The organism is Pseudonocardia lacus, assembly GCF_018531445.1.
Lineage (GTDB): Bacteria > Actinomycetota > Actinomycetes > Mycobacteriales > Pseudonocardiaceae > Pseudonocardia > Pseudonocardia lacus.
Genome location: NZ_JAHDTH010000017.1, coordinates 34,898 through 51,985, shown reverse-complemented (window position 1 = coordinate 51,985; position 17,088 = coordinate 34,898). Strand labels below are relative to the sequence as shown.

Genomic DNA, 17,088 nt, shown 5'->3' with positions numbered 1-17,088 from the left:
GCCGGGTTCGCGGTGCTGGTCTGGAACCGGCGCTGGGTCAGCGACGACGGGCTGATCGTGCTGCGCACGGTGCGCAACCTGCTCGCCGGCGACGGCCCGGTCTACAACGCGGGCGAGCGCGTCGAGGCCAACACCTCCACCCTGTGGACCGGCCTGCTCGCGCTGCCCGGCCTGGTGCCCGGCGTGTCGCTGAACTGGGCGGCGGTGGTGCTCGGCCTGCTGCTGTCGGTGCTGGGGCTGGGTATGGGCATGGACGGCGCCCGCCGGCTGGCCGGTGGCCGCCGCCGGATCGTGCCGCTGGGCGCGATGGTCGTGGTGGCGCTGCCGCCGTTCTGGGACTTCGGCACGTCCGGCCTGGAGACCGGGCTGATCGTGGGCTGGCTCGGGCTGACCTGGTGGCTGCTGGTGCGCAGGCTGGAGGCGCTGCGCCGGGCCGTCGAGGACGGTGGCGGGCCCACCGGCCGGGCGTGGCCGGCCGCCGTCGTGCTCGGGCTGGCCCCGCTCGTCCGCCCCGACCTGGCGCTGTTCGGGCTGCTCGCGGCGGCGGTGCTGGTGCTGCTGGAGCGGCGCGGGGGAGTGCCGCGGCTGGTCGGGCTGGCCGCCGCCGCGGCCGTCGTCCCGCTGGCCTACGAGGTCTTCCGGGCCGGCTACTACGGGCTGCTGGTGCCCTCCACCGCGCTGGCCAAGGAGGCCGGTGACCCGCGGTGGGGGCAGGGCCTGATCTACCTCGACGACCTCGCCGGCACCTACGCGCTGTGGGTGCCGCTGGCCGCGCTGCTGGTCGGCGCGGTGCTGCTGGTCGCCCGCCGGCCCACCGGCGACCCCCGGCTGCGGGTGGCCACGGCCGCGGTGGCCGTCGCCCCGGTGCTGGCCGGCCTGCTGCTGGCGCTCTACGTGACCCGCGTCGGCGGCGACTTCATGCACGGGCGGATGCTGCTGCCCGCGCTGTTCTCGCTGGTCCTGCCGGTGCTCGTGGTGCCGCTGATCTGGCGCACCGTGCTGCCGGTCGCCGTGGTCGGGACCTGGGCGGTGGTCTGCGTGCTCGGCCTGCGACCCGGCTACGAGGACCTGGGCCCCGGCTTGATCGCCAACGAGCGCCTGTACTACGTGCGGCTGCTCGGCGTGCCGTACCCGGTCGCCACCGGCGACTACGTCACCCACCCGATGGTCCCCGAGGGGGTGGCCGCGCTGGCGGCCACCGACCGGCCCTCGCTCGCGCTGGCCGCGCCCCGGCCCGACGGCGAGCTGGAGTGGCGCCTGCTGCCCGAGCCGGCCGGCGCCCGCGACACCATCGCCTGGCTCAACCTGGGCGTGGCCGGCGAGCTGGCCCCCCTCGACGTCCGCGTCCTCGACGGCGTCGGCCTGGTCAACCCGGTGGCCGCGCACGCCACCGGCCTGCCCGACGGGCGCATCGGCCACGACAAGGACCTCCCACCGGCCTGGTACGTGGCCGAGGCCGGGGTCGTCGACGACGGCGGCTTCGCGCCGGCCGAGCAGCTGGCCGCGGCCCGCGCCGCGCTGGCCTGCCCCGCCACCGTCGAGGTGCTCGACTCCGTGCGCGCCCCGCTGACCGCCGAGCGGTTCTGGCGGAACCTCACCGGTGCATGGGAGCGCACCTCCTACCGCTACGACCGCGAGCCCACCGTCGCCGCCACCTGCGCCGCGGCGGAGTAGCGCGGGCTGCGCGAAGCCTCAGCCCGGACCGGGGGCCCTTACCCGTAGCGTCCCCCACGTGATCGGTTCACTGGCCTGGGTGACCACCGCCGCCGCTCGCGGCACCGACGAGGACGAGCCGTTGGCGCTGGCCGGCACCGGGGTGCGCGTCGAGGTCGTCGACTGGGACGACCCCGACGTCCGGTGGGAGTCCTTCGACCGCGTCGTGCTGCGCTCCACGTGGGACTACCCGCAGCGCCTCGACGAGTTCCTCGGCTGGCTCGACCGCGTCGAGGCGGTGACCGAGGTGCGCAACCCCGCCGCCGTCGTGCGCTGGAACCTCGACAAGCACTACCTGGCCGAGCTCGCCGACGCCGGCGTGCCGGTGATCCCCACGACGTTCGTCGAGCCGGGCGGGCCCGTCGCGCTCGCCGCCGACGACGTGGTGGTCAAGCCGGCGGTCGGGGCCGGGAGCCGGGACGTGGGCGCCTACCGGGCCGTCGAGCACGACCTGGCCCTCGACCACGTCGAGCGGCTGCGCGCCCGCGGCGGGTCGGTGCTCGTCCAGCCGAAGGTGGCCTCCGTCGAGGCGGAGGGGGAGTGGGGGCTGCTGTTCTTCGGGGGCCGGTTCAGCCACGCCGCGAACAAGCGGATCACGCTGGCGCCCGCGGGCGAGGTCGGCGACCTGTACGTCGCCGAGGAGCTGTTCGCGCACGAGGCCGACGCGGCCCAGGTCGCCGCCGCGCGGGCGGCCGTCGACGTGGTCGCCGCCCGCTTCGGCACGCCCGCCTACGCCCGCGTCGACCTCGTCCGCGACGACGACGGCCGGCACCGCGTCCTGGAGCTGGAGCTGGTGGAACCCTCGCTGTTCCTGCCGCAGGCGGACGCGGGTGCCGCGGCGCGGCTCGCCGCGGCGCTGGTGTCCTGATCGACACCCTGGTTTCCCGATCCACCGCGTGAGAGGTTCGGGGGATGACCGACACCGTCCTGCCGCTCGCCCCCGACGAGCTGCTCACCACCACCCGATCGGTGCGCAAGCGCCTCGACTTCGACCGGCCCGTCCCGCTGGAGCTGGTCAAGGAGTCGATCGAGGTCTCGCTGCAGGCGCCCACGGGCAGCAACGCGCAGGGCTGGCACTGGGTCGTCGTCACCGACGCGGAGAAGCGCGCGCAGATCGGCGAGTACTACCGGCGCTCGTTCTACGCCTACCGCAACTCCCCGGCATCCGCGGCCCGCACCTCGGCGCTGAGCGAGGAGCGCCAGGTCGTGCAGGCCAGGGTCAGCGACTCGGCGTCCTACCTCGCCGACCGCATGGGTGAGGTCCCCGTGCACGTCATCGCCTGCATCACCGCGGGGGAGGACCTGCCGGCCGGCAACCAGGCGGGGCTGTGGGGCTCGCTGCTGCCGGCCGCGTGGAGCTTCCAGCTGGCCGCCAGGGCCCGCGGGCTGGGCAGCGCCTGGACCACCCTGCACCTGAACTACGAGAAGGAGATCTCCGAGCTGCTCGGCATCCCGCCGAAGGTGCGCCAGGGCGTCCTGCTGCCCACCGCGTACTTCACCGGGGAGACGTTCAAGCCCGCCCCGCGCGAACCGCTGGAGAACGTCCTGCACGTCGACGGCTGGTAGGCCGACCTGCCGTAGCGGTCCGTCGCCGACGGGCGACGGACCGGTCCGGCCCACCGGTTCGATCGGGTGAGCCCGATCGACCAGCAGTGAGCAGGTGTGGCATCCCGGTACGTTCGGCCCAGCAATCGCACCGCCGAACAGCCCTGACTCGTTGCGCCGTTCGTGAGAGCAGCTGGTCAGGGCACCGGAACCACGACGGCAGGGAACGCGCGCGGCGAGCTGCGCGGGCTGACCGGGCTGCGCATCGTCGCGGCCGCCTGGGTGGTGCTGTTCCACTTCCACTTCACCCCGCTGCCCGGCGTCGCCGAGGTCGTCTCGGTGCTCGGCCCGCTGATCACCGCGGGCGCGCTCGGCGTCGACCTGTTCTTCGTGCTGAGCGGGTTCGTGATCGCCTACACCTACCTGGACAAGCTCGGCCCGCGGCTGCGCGCCGGGGCGACCGTCCGGTTCGTGTGGGCCAGGGCCAGCCGCATGTGGCCGCTCTACGCCCTGGTCTTCCACGTGTTCGGCATCTGGCTGGTCGCCCGGCTGGTCATCGGCCAGGACCCCGACATCGCGTTCCAGGCCGTGCAGCCCCAGGTCGACCTCGGCGAGTGGGTCGAGCAGCTGTTCATGGCCCAGATGTGGACCAGCCCGTACCTCGACGGCGCCTCCTGGGTCGGCTCGACCTGGTCGATCAGCGCCGAGTGGCTGGCGTACCTGCTGTTCCCGGTCGCCGCGCTGGGCTTCTTCCGGATGCGCAACCTGCCCCTTCCGGTGCTCGCCGCGGCCACGCTGCTGGTGATGTCCCCGCTGGCCGGCGCCTACCTGCTGCTGGGCACCCCGTACTACCCGTTCAGCTGGCTGACCCGGATCCTCTGCGGCTTCGGCGCCGGGGTACTGACCTACCTGACCGTGCGCAGGCTCCGCTCCACCGAAGGCGCCCGCCGCACCGCGTCCGCGCTGGCCGTCGCCCTGCCGGTGGTGCTCGCCGGCGGGCTGCTGCTCGGCGACCGGATCGCCCCCGGCCGCGGCGGCGCGGTCGTCGCGCTGTTCCCGCTGCTCGTCGCGGCCGTGGCGGTGGCGGACCGGGGGCCGGCCATGGTGCTGTCGACGCGCTGGGCCGTGCACGGCGGGCACCTGTCCTACGCGCTGTACCTGGTGCACATCCCGATGCTGGAGCTGTACTGGCTGGCCCTTCGCCGCTTCGGCTGGCTCGCCCCCGACACGGTCCTCGCGCACGTCGTCGGCGTCGCGGTCGTGCTGGCCACGGTCCCGGTGGCGGCGCTGGCGTTCCGGCTGGTCGAGGAGCCCGCCCGACGGCGGATGCGGGCGATGCTGCCGGCCGCGCCCCCCGCGGGCGGCAACCGCGAGCGCACGCAGCCCACCCTGGCACCCATCGAGGTCCCGACCGCCGAGCGCCCCTCCGCCGACACGGTCGGCCGGCACGCGTCCGGCCGCGAGGTCGTCGAGCGCGACCTGCTGACCTCGGCGGCCCCGCGGCACGCCGCCGGCCCCGACCGGCGCGCGACCCTGGTCAGCGCGCTGATCGCGGCGAGCAACCAGCGCCCCACCGCCCTCGACGGCTACCCCCGCCCCACCCGCCTCCAAACCGGCGCCTGACCTCCCCCTCCCCGCGCGCCCCGTAGTTCAGGAAAGCCACGATGCTGCCCTCTGCGGGCAGCATCGTGGCTTTCCTGAACCAGCCGGACGGCGCGGCGCGGGGGTCAGATGGGCAGGCGGCGGAAGACCGGGCGGGGGATGTGCCGCAGCACGGTCATCACCAGCCGCAGCGGCGCCGGCGCCCACACCAGCTCCTTGCGGTTGCGCACCGCGTCCACCACGACCTGCGCCACGGCCTCGGGGGTCGTGGACAGCGGGGCCGGCTTGTGGCCCTCGGTCATCTTCGTGTGCACGAACCCGGGCCGCACGATCGTCACGACCACGCCGTGCGGGCGCAGTGCCTCGGTCAGCCCGGTGTAGAACGCGTCCAGCCCGGCCTTGGTGGAGCCGTAGACGAAGTTGGAGCGGCGGGCGCGCTCGCCGGCCACCGACGACAGCGCCACGATCGAGCCGTAGCCCTGCTCCTTCATCCGCTCGCCCAGCTCCACCCCGACCGACACCGCCGCGGTGTAGTTGACCTGGGCCAGCTCGACCGCGGTCGCCGAGTCGGTCCAGGCCTTCTCGTTGTCGCCGAGCAGGCCGAACGCGACGACCGCGATGTCGATGTCGCCGCCGGCCCACGCCTTGCGCAGGACATCGCCGTGGGTGTCGGGGGCGGTGGCGTCGAACTCGACGGTCTCCACCGCGCAGCCGCGCTCCTCCAGCCGCGCCTTCGCGGCGTCGAGGCGCTCGGACGGGCGGCCGGCCAGCACCACCCGAACGGGGCGATCGGTGGAGAAGGCCTCGACGACCGCCAGGCCGATCTCGGAGGTGCCGCCCAGCAGCAGGATGCTCTGCGGGTTGCCCAGGGCGTCGATCATCGTGGAGTGCTCCGCTCGTGGGGGGTGGGGCCGGCGCTCAGGCCAGCTCGAGGCGCCGCGACATGTCCGAGGTGAACACGCGGTTCGGGTCGACGGCGTCGCGGATCTTGCGCCACTCGTCGAACCGGGGGTAGCCGCGGCGGAAGGTCTCCGCGTCGGTGCGGGACTCCTTGGCCAGGTAGAGCCGGCCGCCTGCGCCCAGCACCAGCTCGTCGAGCTCGGCGCAGAACCGGTCGAGGCCGCGGACCACCGGGAAGTCGACGGTGATGGTCCAGCCGGGCATCGGGAACGACAGCGGCGCCGCGTTGCCCTCGCCGAACCGCTTGAGCACGTTGAGCCCGGAGGCGTGCGGCGAGTGCGCGATCCTCTCCACGACCCGGCGGAACGTCGGCTCCTCGCCGAAGGGCACCACGAACTGGTACTGCAGGAACCCGCGCGAGCCGTAGAGCCGGTTCCAGTCGCCGAACAGGTCGAGCACCTGGTAGAAGGTCGAGATGTTCTGCACGGCGCCGCGTTGGCGCTTGGGCGCCTTGCGGTACCAGAGCTCGCTGAACGCGCGCAGCGTGTAGCGGTTGGCCAGCCCGTTCGGGAACACGTCCGGGACGGTCAGCAGCTGCGGGGCGTCGAACTTCAGCGGTTCGCCGCGGTGCTTGGCCGGCAGTTGGTCGACAGTGGCCAGCGAGCCGCGGGTCAGCACGGCCCGGCCCAGCGCCGCCCCGGTGGTCGTGGTGTCGAACCAGGCCGCCGAGTAGCCGTAGGTGTCGTCGGAGCCGTCGGTGAGCAGCCCCATCAGCTCGTCGAGGTCGGCGGTGCGGTCGGTGTCGACCACGAAGTACGCCGATTCGGTGCGGTGCAGCTGTACCGTGGCCCGCACGACGACACCGGTCAGGCCCATGCCGCCGACGGTGGCCCAGAACAGCTCGGACTCGGGGCCGTCGGGGGTGAGCTCGCGGACCGCGCCGTCGGCGGTGACCAGCAGCATGGACCGGACGTGGTTGCCGAAGCTGCCCTTGGTGTGGTGGTTCTTGCCGTGCACGTCGGCGCCGATGGCGCCGCCGATGGTGACCTGCCGGGTGCCGGGCAGCACCGGTACCCACAGCCCGTGCGGCAGCGCGGCGCGCATCAGGGTGTCCAGGCTGACCCCGGCGTCGACGTCGGCCAACCCGGTGTCGGGGTCGATCGAGTGCACGGCGGCCAGCTCGGTCATGTCCAGGACGAGCCCGCCGGCGTTCTGCGCGGGGTCGCCGTAGGAGCGGCCGAGACCGCGGGCGATCACCCCGCGCGGCCCGACCCCGGCGATCGCGCGTGCCACGTCCTCGACGGTGCGCGGCCGGCGCACGGTGGCCACGGTGGGCGCGGTGCGACCCCAGCCGCGCAGGCTCGTCGTCTCTGGCACGTCGCCGAGGCTACTCGCGGCCGGGAAATGCCCTGGACCCTCCACCCGGTGCCACCCCGAGGGTCGGGGGCATGCCACCGAAGAGATCGATCCACCAGGTCACGCTGCAGCTCACGGCCGGTGCGGCGGCCGTGGCGGAGCTCGGGAAGATGCTCGGCCAGACCGGCGTCAACCTGGTCGAGATCAAGCGCCGCTACGACGAGCTGACGGCCGCGCAGCGCGGCGACGTGGTGCCCGTCCGGGTCACCGTGTTCGACGACCGCTCGTTCGCCCTGCAGCTGCGCACGCCGCCGACGTCGTTCCTGATCCGGCGCGCCCTCGGGGCGGCGGGATCGGCGCGCCCGGGCCACGACACCGCCGGCACGCTCACGTCCGCGCAGCTGCGCGCGGTCGCCGAGCGCAAGCTCCCGGACCTGAACACCGACGACCTCGACAAGGCCGTCCGCATCGTCGCCGGCACCGCCCGCTCCATGGGCGTCCGCGTCCAGGGCTGACGCACCCCCGTCGAGAACGAACTTGTCGTGATCGACAAGCCCTGTTGATCACGACAAGTTCGTTCTCGACGGTTTGCGGACCGGCCGGGCACGGACCGCGCTCGGCACTATTGTCGACCGGGTGACAGTGCAGCCCCCGGACCCGGCGCGTCCACCCGGCATCCGGATCTCCGACGCCGACCGCGAGCGCGCCGCGGAGCGGCTGCACCAGGCGCTGGCCGAGGGCCGGATCACCGTCCAGGAGTTGGAGGACCGGCTCTCCGCGGTGTACGCGGCGAAGTACGAGGCCGACCTCGTCCCGCCGCTGATCGACCTGCCCGGCGGGCAGATCGCGGCCCGGCCCACCGCCGTGCCGGTGCCGGCGGCGAACGCCGAGCCGGTGGTGCTGCGGGCGGGCATGTCCACGATCAAGCGCACCGGGGCCTGGTCGGTGCCGCCGAAGCTGCGGGTGCAGACCGGGATGGGGTCGGTGGTGCTCGACTTCGTCGAGGCCGACAACCCGCACCCGGTCGTCGAGGTCGAGCTGGAGCTGGGCGCGGGGTCGGCCAAGCTGATCGTGCCCGACGAGGCCACCGCCAACGTCGACGGCGTCGTCGCGACGATGGGGTCGGTGAAGAGCAAGCTGCCCTCCACCCCGAGGGCGGGCGCCCCGCACTTCATCGTCACCGGCCGGGCCGCGATGGGCTCGGTCACCGTGCGCAAGCGGTTCCGGTGGGGCGGCTGAGCCGCCCCACCGGGGCGCTCGCTCAGAGCTTCGCCAGCTCGTCGGTGAGGTCGTCGAGGCCGAGGCTGCCCAGCGACAGCGCGGCCGCGTGCCAGGCCTTGAGGTCGAAGTCGGCGCCGCGGGCGGCGCGCGCCGCGTCGCGCCCGGCCAGCCAGGCCCGCTCCCCGAGCTTGTAGCTGATCGCCTGCCCCGGCCAGCCCAGGTAGCGCACGATCTCGCTGTCCAGGAACGCCGGGGGCCGGCCGCTGTACGCGCCGAAGAACTCGCGGGCGATCTGCGGGGTCCAGGTCTCGCCGGCGTGCAGCGGCGAGTCGGCCGGCACCTTCAGCCCCAGGTGCATGCCGATGTCGATGACGACGCGCACCGCGCGCATCTGCTGGGCGTCGAGGTAGCCGATCCGGGCGCCGGGCACCGTCAGGTAGCCCAGCTCGTCCATCAGCCGCTCGGCGTAGAGCGCCCAGCCCTCGACGTTGCCCGAGGTGGACCCGATCGACGTCTGGAACGTCGAGAGCTGGTCGGCGAGGTGGGTCCACTGGGCCAGCTGCAGGTGGTGGCCCGGGACGCCCTCGTGGTACCAGGTGCTGACGAGCATCCAGAGCGGGAACCGGGTCTCGCCGAGGGTGGGCAGCCAGGTCCGGCCCGGGCGGGTGAAGCCCAGCGCCGGGCGCGTGTAGTACGGGGCGGCGGCGCTGCCCGTCGGCGCGATCATCGCCTCGACCACGCGCACCGGCTCCGGGATGTCGAAGTGGGTGCCGTCCAGGTCGGCGATGGCGGTGTCCATCATCTCCTGCAGCCAGGCCCGCACCTCCGCGACGCCCTCGATCGCCGGACCGTTCTCGTCGAGGTGGCGCATCGCCGCGGCGGGGTCGGCCCCGGGCAGCACGGCGTCGACCTCGCGGCGCATCTCGGCGTCGATGCGCCGGTGCTCGTCCCACGCCCAGGCGTAGGCCTCGTCGAGGTCGAGGTCCGCGCCGGTGCTGTAGCGGGCGCCCAACCGGTAGCGCTCGGCGCCGACGGCGTCCGGCGTGCCCTCGGCGGCCGGGAGGTACGTCGTGGCCAGGTACTCCCGCAGCTCCGCCACCGACGCCTGGGCGGTGGCCGCGGCGTCGGCCAGCTCCGAGCGGAGCGAGTCCGGGACGTCGGTGGGCGCCTCGGCGGCGAAGGTCGGGAACCAGGCGCTCGCCGCCCACTCGTCCAGCTGCTCGACCGCGGTCCGCACCTGGCGCGGCGCGGCGTGCAGCCCGCGCCGCGACCCCTCGGCAAGCGACTGCGCGTAGCCGGCGAACGCCTGCGGCACCCGGGCCAGCCGGCGGGCCACCGCAGCCCAGTCCTCGACGGTGGTCTTCGGCATCAGCACGAACAGCTGCCGGACCTGCTGGTGCGGGCCGCCGATGTTGCGCACCGAGCGCAGGGGCTCCCCGGCCCCGTCGAGCGCCAGCTCCGCCTCCAGCCGCTCGCGCAGGAGCCGGGCGCAGCGGCGGTCGTCGTCGTCGGCGACGGTCGCGGACGGCAGCCGGTCGAGGATGTCGCGGGCGAGCGCGGCGAACGCCTCGTGGCCGGCCGGGGAGAGGTCGGGGACGCGGTCGTCGCCGGGATGGGTGCCCAGCGCGGTCGCGACGGAGGTGTCCAGATCGGCGAGGCGGCTGACGTACTCGTCGGCGAGGGTGCGCACGCCGGGTTGATCGGTGGGGGTGGTCACCGGCCCGATCGTGCCCCACCCCGGCCGCTCCCGTCGCCCTCCCGCCGATACCCTCGTGCGCGTGACCGCGACCGAGCCGGAGGCGCCCGCCCGGATGGGCCTGGTGGCGCAGCTGAGCCGTTTCGTCGCGATCGGCGCGTTCTCGGCGCTGGTCGACTTCGGCGCCTACCACCTGCTGCTGTCGCTGGGAACCTGGGTGCACGCCGCCAAGGCGATCAGCTTCATCCTCGGCACCACAACGGCCTACCTGCTCAACCGCCGGTTCACGTTCTCGGCGAGCGGCGGCGGCCGGGCCCGGTTCGCCGGCTTCCTGCTGCTCTACGGCACCACCTTCGCGATCAACATCGGGGTGAACGCCGTCATGCTCGCCGTGCTGCCGGAGGTCGACCTCAAGATCAGCCTCGCCTGGGTGATCGCCCAGGGCACCGCCACCGCGATCAACTTCGTGATGCTGCGCACGGTGGTCTTCCGCGACTGACCGGCCAGGTCAGCGCGCTCACCGGCGGCGCGACGGCGGCTGCTCGGCCGCCCCGGTACCCCCGATCGTGGCTCGCCAGTTCTTGCTGGACGTCGCGCAGCGTGCCACCCTCCTGCCCAATCGCAGTCGATCAGGGGGTGTCGGGGGCGCGTGGACTTCGTCGACTACCTGGGTAGCCGTTGGGACAACCTGCTCGAACTGGGCGTGGAGCACGCGCTGGTCACGGCGCTCGCGGTGGTCATCGCCACCGTCATCGGGGTCGGGCTGGGGCTGCTCACCTACGACCGCCCGCGGCTGCGCCAATTGGTCATCGCCACCTGCTCGGTCTTCCTGACCATCCCGTCGCTGGCGCTGTTCGGGCTGTTCATCAGCTGGCTCGGGCTGGGCACCACACCGGTGGTCACCGCGCTGGTCATGTACTCGCTGCTGCCCATCGTGGCCAACACGATCGTCGGCCTGCGCGGCGTCGACCCGGCGGTCGTCGAGTCGGCCCAGGGCATGGGGATGAGCCGGCTGCAGCGGCTGTTCCGCATCGAGCTCCCGCTGGCCTGGCCGGTGATCCTCACCGGGATGCGCGTCTCCACCCTGCTCGCGCTGGGCATCGTGGCGATCGGCGCCTACATCCTGGGCCCCGGGCTGGGCAACGACATCTTCGCCGGGCTGTCGCGGATCAGCAGCCCGAACGCGCTGAACCTGGTGCTCGGCGGCACGCTCGGGGTGATCGTCCTGGCGATCCTGTTCGACCTGCTGTTCGTCCTGCTCAACCGGCTGACCACGGCGAAGGGCATCCGATGACAGGTCCGACCAAGATCCGGCTCGACGCGCTCACGAAGCGGTTCCCCGGGCAGAGCAGGCCCGCCGTCGAGGAGCTCTCCATGCAGATCCCGGAGGGCGAGATCGTGATCTTCGTGGGGCCGTCGGGCTGCGGCAAGACGACCACCATGAAGATGATCAACCGGCTGATCGAGCCGACCTCCGGGCGGATCTTCCTCGACGACGAGGACGTCACCCGCGTCGACCCCGACAAGCTGCGCAGGCGCATGGGCTACGTCATCCAGCAGATCGGGCTGTTCCCGCACCAGACGATCGCGCAGAACATCGCCACCGTGCCCAAGCTGCTCGGCTGGGACCGCAAGCGCGTCGACGCCCGGGTCGACGAGCTCATCGGCCTGGTCGGCATGGACCCCGCCGACTACCGCGACCGCTACCCCAAGCAGCTCTCCGGCGGGCAGCGACAGCGGATCGGCGTGGCCAGGGCGATGAGCGCCGACCCCGACGTGATGCTGATGGACGAGCCGTTCGGCGCCATCGACCCGATCACCCGCGACCGCCTGCAGAACGAGTTCCTCCGGCTGCAGGCCGAGATCAAGAAGACCATCGTGTTCGTCACCCACGACATCGACGAGGCGATCAAGATGGGCGACCGGATCGCGATCCTGCGGGAGGGCTCGCGGATCGCCCAGTTCGACACGCCGGAGCGGATCCTGGTCGACCCGGCCGACGAGTTCGTCGCCGACTTCATCGGCCGCGGCGCCTCGCTCAAGCGGCTGAGCCTGAGCCGCGTGCGCGACATCGAGCTGGGCGACTGGCCCACCGTCGCCGACGGCACCGAGCTCGCCGATGCCCGCCGCCTGCTGGCCGAGTCGGACAAGGGGTCGCTGCTGCTGCTCGACCGGCAGGGCGTGCCGCGGGGCTGGCTCACCGGCGACCACCTGCGCGCCGCCACCGGACCGGTCACGGCGGGCGACGGCCTCCCGCTGGCCACCGTCCGCCCGGGCGCCACGCTCAGCGACACCCTGAACGAGATGCTCACGGCCCGGTACAGCACCGCCGTCGTGGTCGACGACGACAACCGCTACGCCGGCGTCGTGGAGATCGACACGATCAACGAGGCCATCCGCGGGATGCAGACCGCCGAGCGGCAGCGGCTGCGCGGGCAGGCCCTCGCGGAGGCGGACCCGGTGGAGCCGACGCGATGACGATCGCGATCGAGCAGCTCGACGTCGGCCTGCCGACGCGCCGTTCGCTGCGCGGTTGGCTCGTCACCCCGGCCGTGCTGGCCGCGGTGCTGCTCGGGCTGTGGGCCTACGTCGCCTCCACCGAGCTCGACAGCATCGAGGAGCGCAGGGTCAACCTGCCGTTCATCGTGCAGGCGGCCGGCGAGCACATCGGGCTCACGCTCGTCTCGACGCTGTTCGTGCTGGTCATCGCGGTCCCGGTGGGCATAGCGCTGACCCGCCCGGCGCTGCGCCGGATCACCCCGGCCGCGGTCGCGGTGTTCAACATCGGGCAGGCCGTGCCCTCGATCGGGGTGCTGGTCCTGCTGGCGATCGGCTGGGGGATCGGCTTCTGGCCCGCGGTGGTGGCGCTGGTCGCGTACTCGGCGCTTCCGGTGCTGCGCAACACCATGATCGGGCTGCAGCAGGTCGACGAGGCCGTCATCGAGGCCGGTCGCGGCATGGGCATGAGCAAGGCCCAGGTGCTGCGCCGCATCGAGCTGCCGCTGGCCGTTCCGGTGATCCTCACCGGGCTGCGCACCGCGCTGGTGGTCAACGTCGGCACCGCGACGCTCGCCGCGCTCGTCGACGCGGGCGGCTTCGGCGGGATCATCATCACCGGCCTGGTGCAGAACCGGCAGCTCGTGACGATCGTCGGCAGCGTGCTCACCGCCGTGCTGGCGCTGCTCATCGACTACCTCGGCCGCGTCGCCGAGGAGGTGCTCCGGCCGAAGGGGCTGTAGCACCGACGAGGGGAGTTGCGATGCATCCGAGAACGAGGCCCAGCAGAACGAGAACGGGCCGGGCCGCTGCCGTCCTGGCCGCGGCGGCGCTGGTCGTCACCGCGTGCGGTGGCGGCGGCAGCGGTGGTCAGGTCGGCGGCGGGGGCGAGGGCTCGCTGGCCGCGGTGGGCCTGGACGGCGCGAGCTTCACCGTCGGCTCCAAGGAGTTCACCGAGCAGATCATCCTGGGCGAGATCGCCGTCCAGGCGCTGGAGGCGGCGGGCGCCGACCCGGCGGCGCTGGCCACCATCACCGGCTCCACCAACGTGCGCACCGCGCTGACGTCGGGCCAGCTCGACATGTACTGGGAGTACACGGGCACCGGCTGGTCGACCCACCAGCAGAAGGAGGTGGCCGACGCCCCGCGCGACGAGAAGGAGCTCTACGACGCGGTCAAGCAGGCCGACGCGGCCAACGGCATCGCCTGGCTCGACGCGGCCCCGCTGAACAACGCCTACGCGCTGGCGATCAGCAAGGCCAAGAGCGACGAGCTGGGCATCACCACGATGTCCCAGATGGCCGAGCTGATCAACTCCAACCCGGCGCAGGGCAAGATCTGCGCGGCCGCGGAGTTCATCACCCGCGACGACGGCCTGCCCGGCGTCGCGCGGACCTACGGCTTCACGGTCGCGCCCGACGGCGTCGCCGAGCTGGAGCTCTCGCTGATCCCGCCGGAGACCGCGAAGGCCGAGGCGTGCACGTTCGGCGAGGTCACCGTGACCGACGGCGCGGTCTCGGCGAACGACCTGGTGGTGCTGGAGGACGACAAGAGCACCTTCGTCGACTACAACCTGGCGATGACCGTGCGCCAGGAGGTGCTCGACGCGAACCCGAAGCTGGCCGAGGTGTTCAACCCGATCGCGGCCAAGCTGACCTCCGAGGTGATGCGCGGGCTCAACGAGCGCGTCGACGTCGAGGGCGAGCTGCCCGACGAGGTCGCCGAGCAGTGGCTCTCCGAGAACGGCTTCACCGGCTGACCCGCGTTCCGTCGAGAACGAAGTTGTCGTGATCAACAGGGCTTGTCGATCACCACAACTTCGTTCTCGACGGGGTCAGGCGCGGTGGAAGCGCTCGGCCTTGCCCTGGCGCAGCAGCCGCAGCCACTGCGCGAACTGCCGCGGGCTGCGCTTGGTGATCAGGAAGTACCAGGCGAACCGCGGGTACTCCAGCAGTCCCACCTTGCGCATCCCCGCCTGCGAGATCAGGTAGCCGCGGTTGCGGTAGGTGTAGTACCGCTTGACCGGGTCGTCGGGGTCGCGGGCGTGCAGCCGCCCGCGCAGCATCGGCTTGTCGTCCTCGTTGCCCGTCGGGTGCAGGTAGGCGGCCTGCAGCGCGGTGCCGAACGCCAGCCCCGAGCGCACCAGCCGCCGGTGCATCTCCACCTCGTCGCCACGGACGAACAGCCGCAGGTCGGGCACGCCGACGACGTCGAAGGTGCTGGCCCGGAACAGCGCCCCGTTGAACAGCGCGGCGATCTGGGGTAGCAGGACGTCGTCGGCGCCGTGCTCGGTGTCGGCGCGCAGCGCCGCCCGGGAGCGGTGCCAGGTGAGCCCGCGGCGCACCGGGAAGGCGAGCCGGTCGGGCTCGTCCTTGTCGGCCACGATGGGCGACACGGCGGCCAGCTCGCGCCGCTCGGCGACGTCGACCAGCGTGGCCAGGACGCTGTCGTCGGCGGCGTGGCCGTCGTCGTCGCCGAGCCAGATCCAGTCGGCGCCCATCGCCAGCGCGTGCAGGATGCCCAGTGCGAACCCGCCGGCGCCGCCGAGGTTGTTCCACGACGGGATCCAGGTGGTCGGCAGCCCGCAGGAGTCGACGACCTCGCGCGCGGGCTGGTCGGGACCGTTGTCCACGACGATCAGGTGCGCGATGGGGTGGGTCTGCTTGGCCAGCGCGGCCAGCGAGTCGACCAGGACGTCGGAGCGGTACCGGGTGACGACGACGGCCACGACCGAACCGGGGGGCAACGGTGCCCTCGACTCGTTCACCGGGCGTCGATCTCGGCCAGCACGTCTCTCCCCTTGTAGTGGGCCAGCACGTCGCGAAGCGGCCCGTGCTCGCGGATGGTGCCGCGGTCCATCCAGATCGCGGTGTCGCACAGGTCGGCCAGGAACTCGTCGGAGTGCGAGGCGAAGACCAGGATGCCGGAGCGCTCGACCAGTTCGTGCAGCCGGTTGCGGGCCTTGGCCAGGAACTCCGCGTCGACGGCTCCGATTCCCTCGTCGAGCAGCAGGATCTCCGGGTCGATGCTGGTCACCACGCCGAGGGCGAGCCGGACGCGCATGCCCGTCGAGTAGGTGCGCAGCGGCATCGACAGGTAGTCGCCCAGCTCGGTGAACGCGGCGATGTCGTCGACCTTGGCTTCCATCTGCTTGCGGGTCATGCCCAGGAACAGCCCGCGGATGAGGATGTTCTCCAGCCCGGAGATCTCCGGGTCCATGCCGACGGCCAGGTCGAACACGGGGGCGACCTTGCCGACGACCCGGGCCCGGCCGCGGATGGGCTCGTAGATGCCCGACATCAGCCGCAGCAGCGTGGACTTGCCGGCGCCGTTGTGGCCGACCAGCGCCACCCGCTCGCCCTTGCGCAGCGAGATGGTGATGTCGCGCAGGGCCTCGATGACCGGGACCTTCGAGTCGGTGCCGATCGCCCCGCCGGCCCGGCCGAGCACGGCCTTCTTCAGGGAGCGGGTCTTGGCGTCGAAGACGGGGAAGTCGACGTCGGCGCCTTCGATGTCGATGCTGACCATGGTCGTCCTCAGCCGTCCTCAGACCCAGTACGCGACGCGGGAGCGGTAGTTGCGCATGCAGACCAGGGCTGTCGCGCAGCCCACGACGGTGATGGCACCGACGACGTACCAGTGGTGCCAGGCGATCGGCAGCCCGAGCAGCGGCTGGCGGATGATCTCCACGTAGTGCAGCACCGGGTTGAGCTCGATGTAGGCCGCGAGCGGGTTCGACCGGAACCGCTCGTAGGACCAGACGATCGGGGTCATGAAGAACAGCAGCTGGGTGATGCTGGCGATGATCGGCGGGATGTCGCGGAACCGGGTGGCGATGATCCCGGCCAGCACCGCGATCCAGGCGCCGTTGAGCACCAGCACCGCGAACGCCGGGATCGCCAGCAGCACCGTCCAGCTCAGCGACTGCGGGAAGACGATCATCAGGATCGCCCAGACGACCAGGTTGTGCAGGAAGAACAGCGTCTGCCGCCAGACCAGCCGGTAGACGTGCAGGCTCAGCGGCGCCGGCAGGAACCGGATGAGTCCCTCGTTGGCGATGAAGACCTCGCTGCCCTCGAGGATGCAGCCGTTGACGAAGTTCCAGATCAGCAGGCCGGTGGCCACGTAGGGCAGGAAGGTCGCGATGTCCTCGCCGAACAGGGCGCCGTAGAGGATGCCCATCGCGGTGGCGATGACGCCCATGCTGATGCTGATCCACAGCGGGCCCAGCACCGAGCGCCGGTAGCGCTGCTTGATGTCCTGCCAACCGAGGTAGCCCCACAGCGGGCGCTGCTTCCAACCCTGCCCGAGGTCGTTGAAGGCACGCCGCCAGCTGCGCGGACCGGCCGCCTCGACGAGGGCCGTGCGCTCGGACGTCGAGTCCTGCGCCCGGTCGTCACCGGCGGTCATCGTCTGCGCCACCCGGCGAGGGTACCTGCGCGATCCGACGCCCCCGTGGGCGGTGTTGGGTGACCGTTCGGCGGCGGTTCGACGCTGCGTCGGGCCGATGCGCGCCGGTCTCGGGATACTGCTGACCCCGACACGCTTCGTGAGGAGAC

17 protein-coding genes are annotated in these 17,088 nt (G+C 72.8%); 11 read left to right on the top strand and 6 right to left on the bottom strand.

Annotated elements, in window-relative coordinates; genetic code table 11:
• Nucleotides 1–12 precede the first annotated feature (12 nt).
• The 4 genes from KIK08_RS06350 to KIK08_RS06335 all read left to right on the top strand — a co-directional run bounded on the left by KIK08_RS06350 (nucleotide 13) and on the right by KIK08_RS06335 (nucleotide 4,881).
• Nucleotides 13–1,674: an arabinofuranosyltransferase AftB family protein gene (locus KIK08_RS06350; RefSeq protein WP_308257444.1), complete on the top strand. Its 1,662-nt coding sequence runs from the start codon at nucleotides 13–15 to the stop codon at nucleotides 1,672–1,674.
• A 58-nt stretch (nucleotides 1,675–1,732) separates the two neighbouring features.
• Entirely contained in the window at nucleotides 1,733–2,581 is an 849-nt protein-coding gene (locus KIK08_RS06345; RefSeq protein ID WP_214402053.1) for an ATP-grasp domain-containing protein, read from the top strand.
• Nucleotides 2,582–2,625: 44 nt separating this feature from the next.
• Nucleotides 2,626–3,279, top strand: a complete 654-nt coding sequence (locus tag KIK08_RS06340; protein WP_214402052.1) for a nitroreductase family protein — start codon at nucleotides 2,626–2,628, stop codon at nucleotides 3,277–3,279.
• 162 nt (nucleotides 3,280–3,441) lie between these two features.
• On the top strand, nucleotides 3,442–4,881 hold the full coding sequence (locus tag KIK08_RS06335; protein WP_214402051.1) for an acyltransferase family protein: 1,440 nt from the start codon (nucleotides 3,442–3,444) through the stop codon (nucleotides 4,879–4,881).
• Between the two features lie 104 nt (nucleotides 4,882–4,985).
• On the opposite strand, the gene dprE2 is transcribed toward KIK08_RS06335, so the two are convergent.
• Nucleotides 4,986–5,741 carry a decaprenylphospho-beta-D-erythro-pentofuranosid-2-ulose 2-reductase gene (dprE2, locus tag KIK08_RS06330; RefSeq protein ID WP_214402050.1) on the bottom strand — a complete coding sequence of 252 codons (756 nt, stop codon included), beginning with the start codon at nucleotides 5,739–5,741 and terminating at the stop codon, nucleotides 4,986–4,988.
• A gap of 37 nt (nucleotides 5,742–5,778) precedes the next feature.
• Nucleotides 5,779–7,137 carry a decaprenylphosphoryl-beta-D-ribose oxidase gene (dprE1, locus tag KIK08_RS06325; protein WP_214402049.1) on the bottom strand — a complete coding sequence of 453 codons (1,359 nt, stop codon included), beginning with the start codon at nucleotides 7,135–7,137 and terminating at the stop codon, nucleotides 5,779–5,781.
• Nucleotides 7,138–7,208: 71 nt separating this feature from the next.
• Here dprE1 and KIK08_RS06320 point away from each other — a divergent pair, with 71 nt between their 5' ends.
• The gene (locus KIK08_RS06320; RefSeq protein ID WP_214402048.1) at nucleotides 7,209–7,631 is read left to right on the top strand and encodes an uL11 family ribosomal protein; all 423 of its coding nucleotides are present in this window, start codon (nucleotides 7,209–7,211) and stop codon (nucleotides 7,629–7,631) included.
• Nucleotides 7,632–7,752: 121 nt separating this feature from the next.
• Nucleotides 7,753–8,355, top strand: a complete 603-nt coding sequence (locus KIK08_RS06315; protein ID WP_214402047.1) for a DUF1707 SHOCT-like domain-containing protein — start codon at nucleotides 7,753–7,755, stop codon at nucleotides 8,353–8,355.
• 22 nt (nucleotides 8,356–8,377) lie between these two features.
• On the opposite strand, the gene KIK08_RS06310 is transcribed toward KIK08_RS06315, so the two are convergent.
• Complete coding sequence (locus KIK08_RS06310; RefSeq protein ID WP_214402046.1) at nucleotides 8,378–10,054, bottom strand: DUF885 domain-containing protein; 1,677 nt, start codon at nucleotides 10,052–10,054, stop codon at nucleotides 8,378–8,380.
• A gap of 94 nt (nucleotides 10,055–10,148) precedes the next feature.
• Here KIK08_RS06310 and KIK08_RS06305 point away from each other — a divergent pair, with 94 nt between their 5' ends.
• From KIK08_RS06305 to KIK08_RS06285, 5 genes are all read left to right on the top strand, one after another.
• Nucleotides 10,149–10,532, top strand: a complete 384-nt coding sequence (locus KIK08_RS06305) for a GtrA family protein (RefSeq protein ID WP_214402068.1) — start codon at nucleotides 10,149–10,151, stop codon at nucleotides 10,530–10,532.
• Between the two features lie 150 nt (nucleotides 10,533–10,682).
• Nucleotides 10,683–11,327 carry an ABC transporter permease gene (locus tag KIK08_RS06300; RefSeq protein WP_214402045.1) on the top strand — a complete coding sequence of 215 codons (645 nt, stop codon included), beginning with the start codon at nucleotides 10,683–10,685 and terminating at the stop codon, nucleotides 11,325–11,327.
• Nucleotides 11,324–12,511 carry an ABC transporter ATP-binding protein gene (locus tag KIK08_RS06295; protein WP_214402044.1) on the top strand — a complete coding sequence of 396 codons (1,188 nt, stop codon included), beginning with the start codon at nucleotides 11,324–11,326 and terminating at the stop codon, nucleotides 12,509–12,511. Before KIK08_RS06300 ends, KIK08_RS06295 begins: the two co-directional genes overlap by 4 nt.
• On the top strand, nucleotides 12,508–13,272 hold the full coding sequence (locus KIK08_RS06290) for an ABC transporter permease (RefSeq protein ID WP_214402043.1): 765 nt from the start codon (nucleotides 12,508–12,510) through the stop codon (nucleotides 13,270–13,272). Before KIK08_RS06295 ends, KIK08_RS06290 begins: the two co-directional genes overlap by 4 nt.
• A gap of 20 nt (nucleotides 13,273–13,292) precedes the next feature.
• Complete coding sequence (locus KIK08_RS06285; RefSeq protein ID WP_214402042.1) at nucleotides 13,293–14,288, top strand: glycine betaine ABC transporter substrate-binding protein; 996 nt, start codon at nucleotides 13,293–13,295, stop codon at nucleotides 14,286–14,288.
• 75 nt (nucleotides 14,289–14,363) lie between these two features.
• Here KIK08_RS06285 and glfT1 read toward each other — a convergent pair whose 3' ends face one another.
• From glfT1 to wzm, 3 genes are read right to left on the bottom strand one after another with little or no spacing between them, the layout of a single operon-like run.
• Entirely contained in the window at nucleotides 14,364–15,296 is a 933-nt protein-coding gene (gene glfT1 / locus KIK08_RS06280; protein WP_308257442.1) for a galactofuranosyltransferase GlfT1, read from the bottom strand.
• A complete protein-coding gene (wzt, locus tag KIK08_RS06275) occupies nucleotides 15,293–16,057 on the bottom strand; it encodes a galactan export ABC transporter ATP-binding subunit Wzt/RfbE (RefSeq protein ID WP_214402041.1) in 765 nt (254 codons plus the stop codon). The genes glfT1 and wzt overlap by 4 nt, the downstream gene beginning before the upstream one ends.
• Before the next feature lie 18 nt (nucleotides 16,058–16,075).
• On the bottom strand, nucleotides 16,076–16,939 hold the full coding sequence (gene wzm / locus KIK08_RS06270) for a galactan export ABC transporter permease subunit Wzm/RfbD (RefSeq protein WP_214402066.1): 864 nt from the start codon (nucleotides 16,937–16,939) through the stop codon (nucleotides 16,076–16,078).
• Nucleotides 16,940–17,088: the final 149 nt, after the last annotated feature.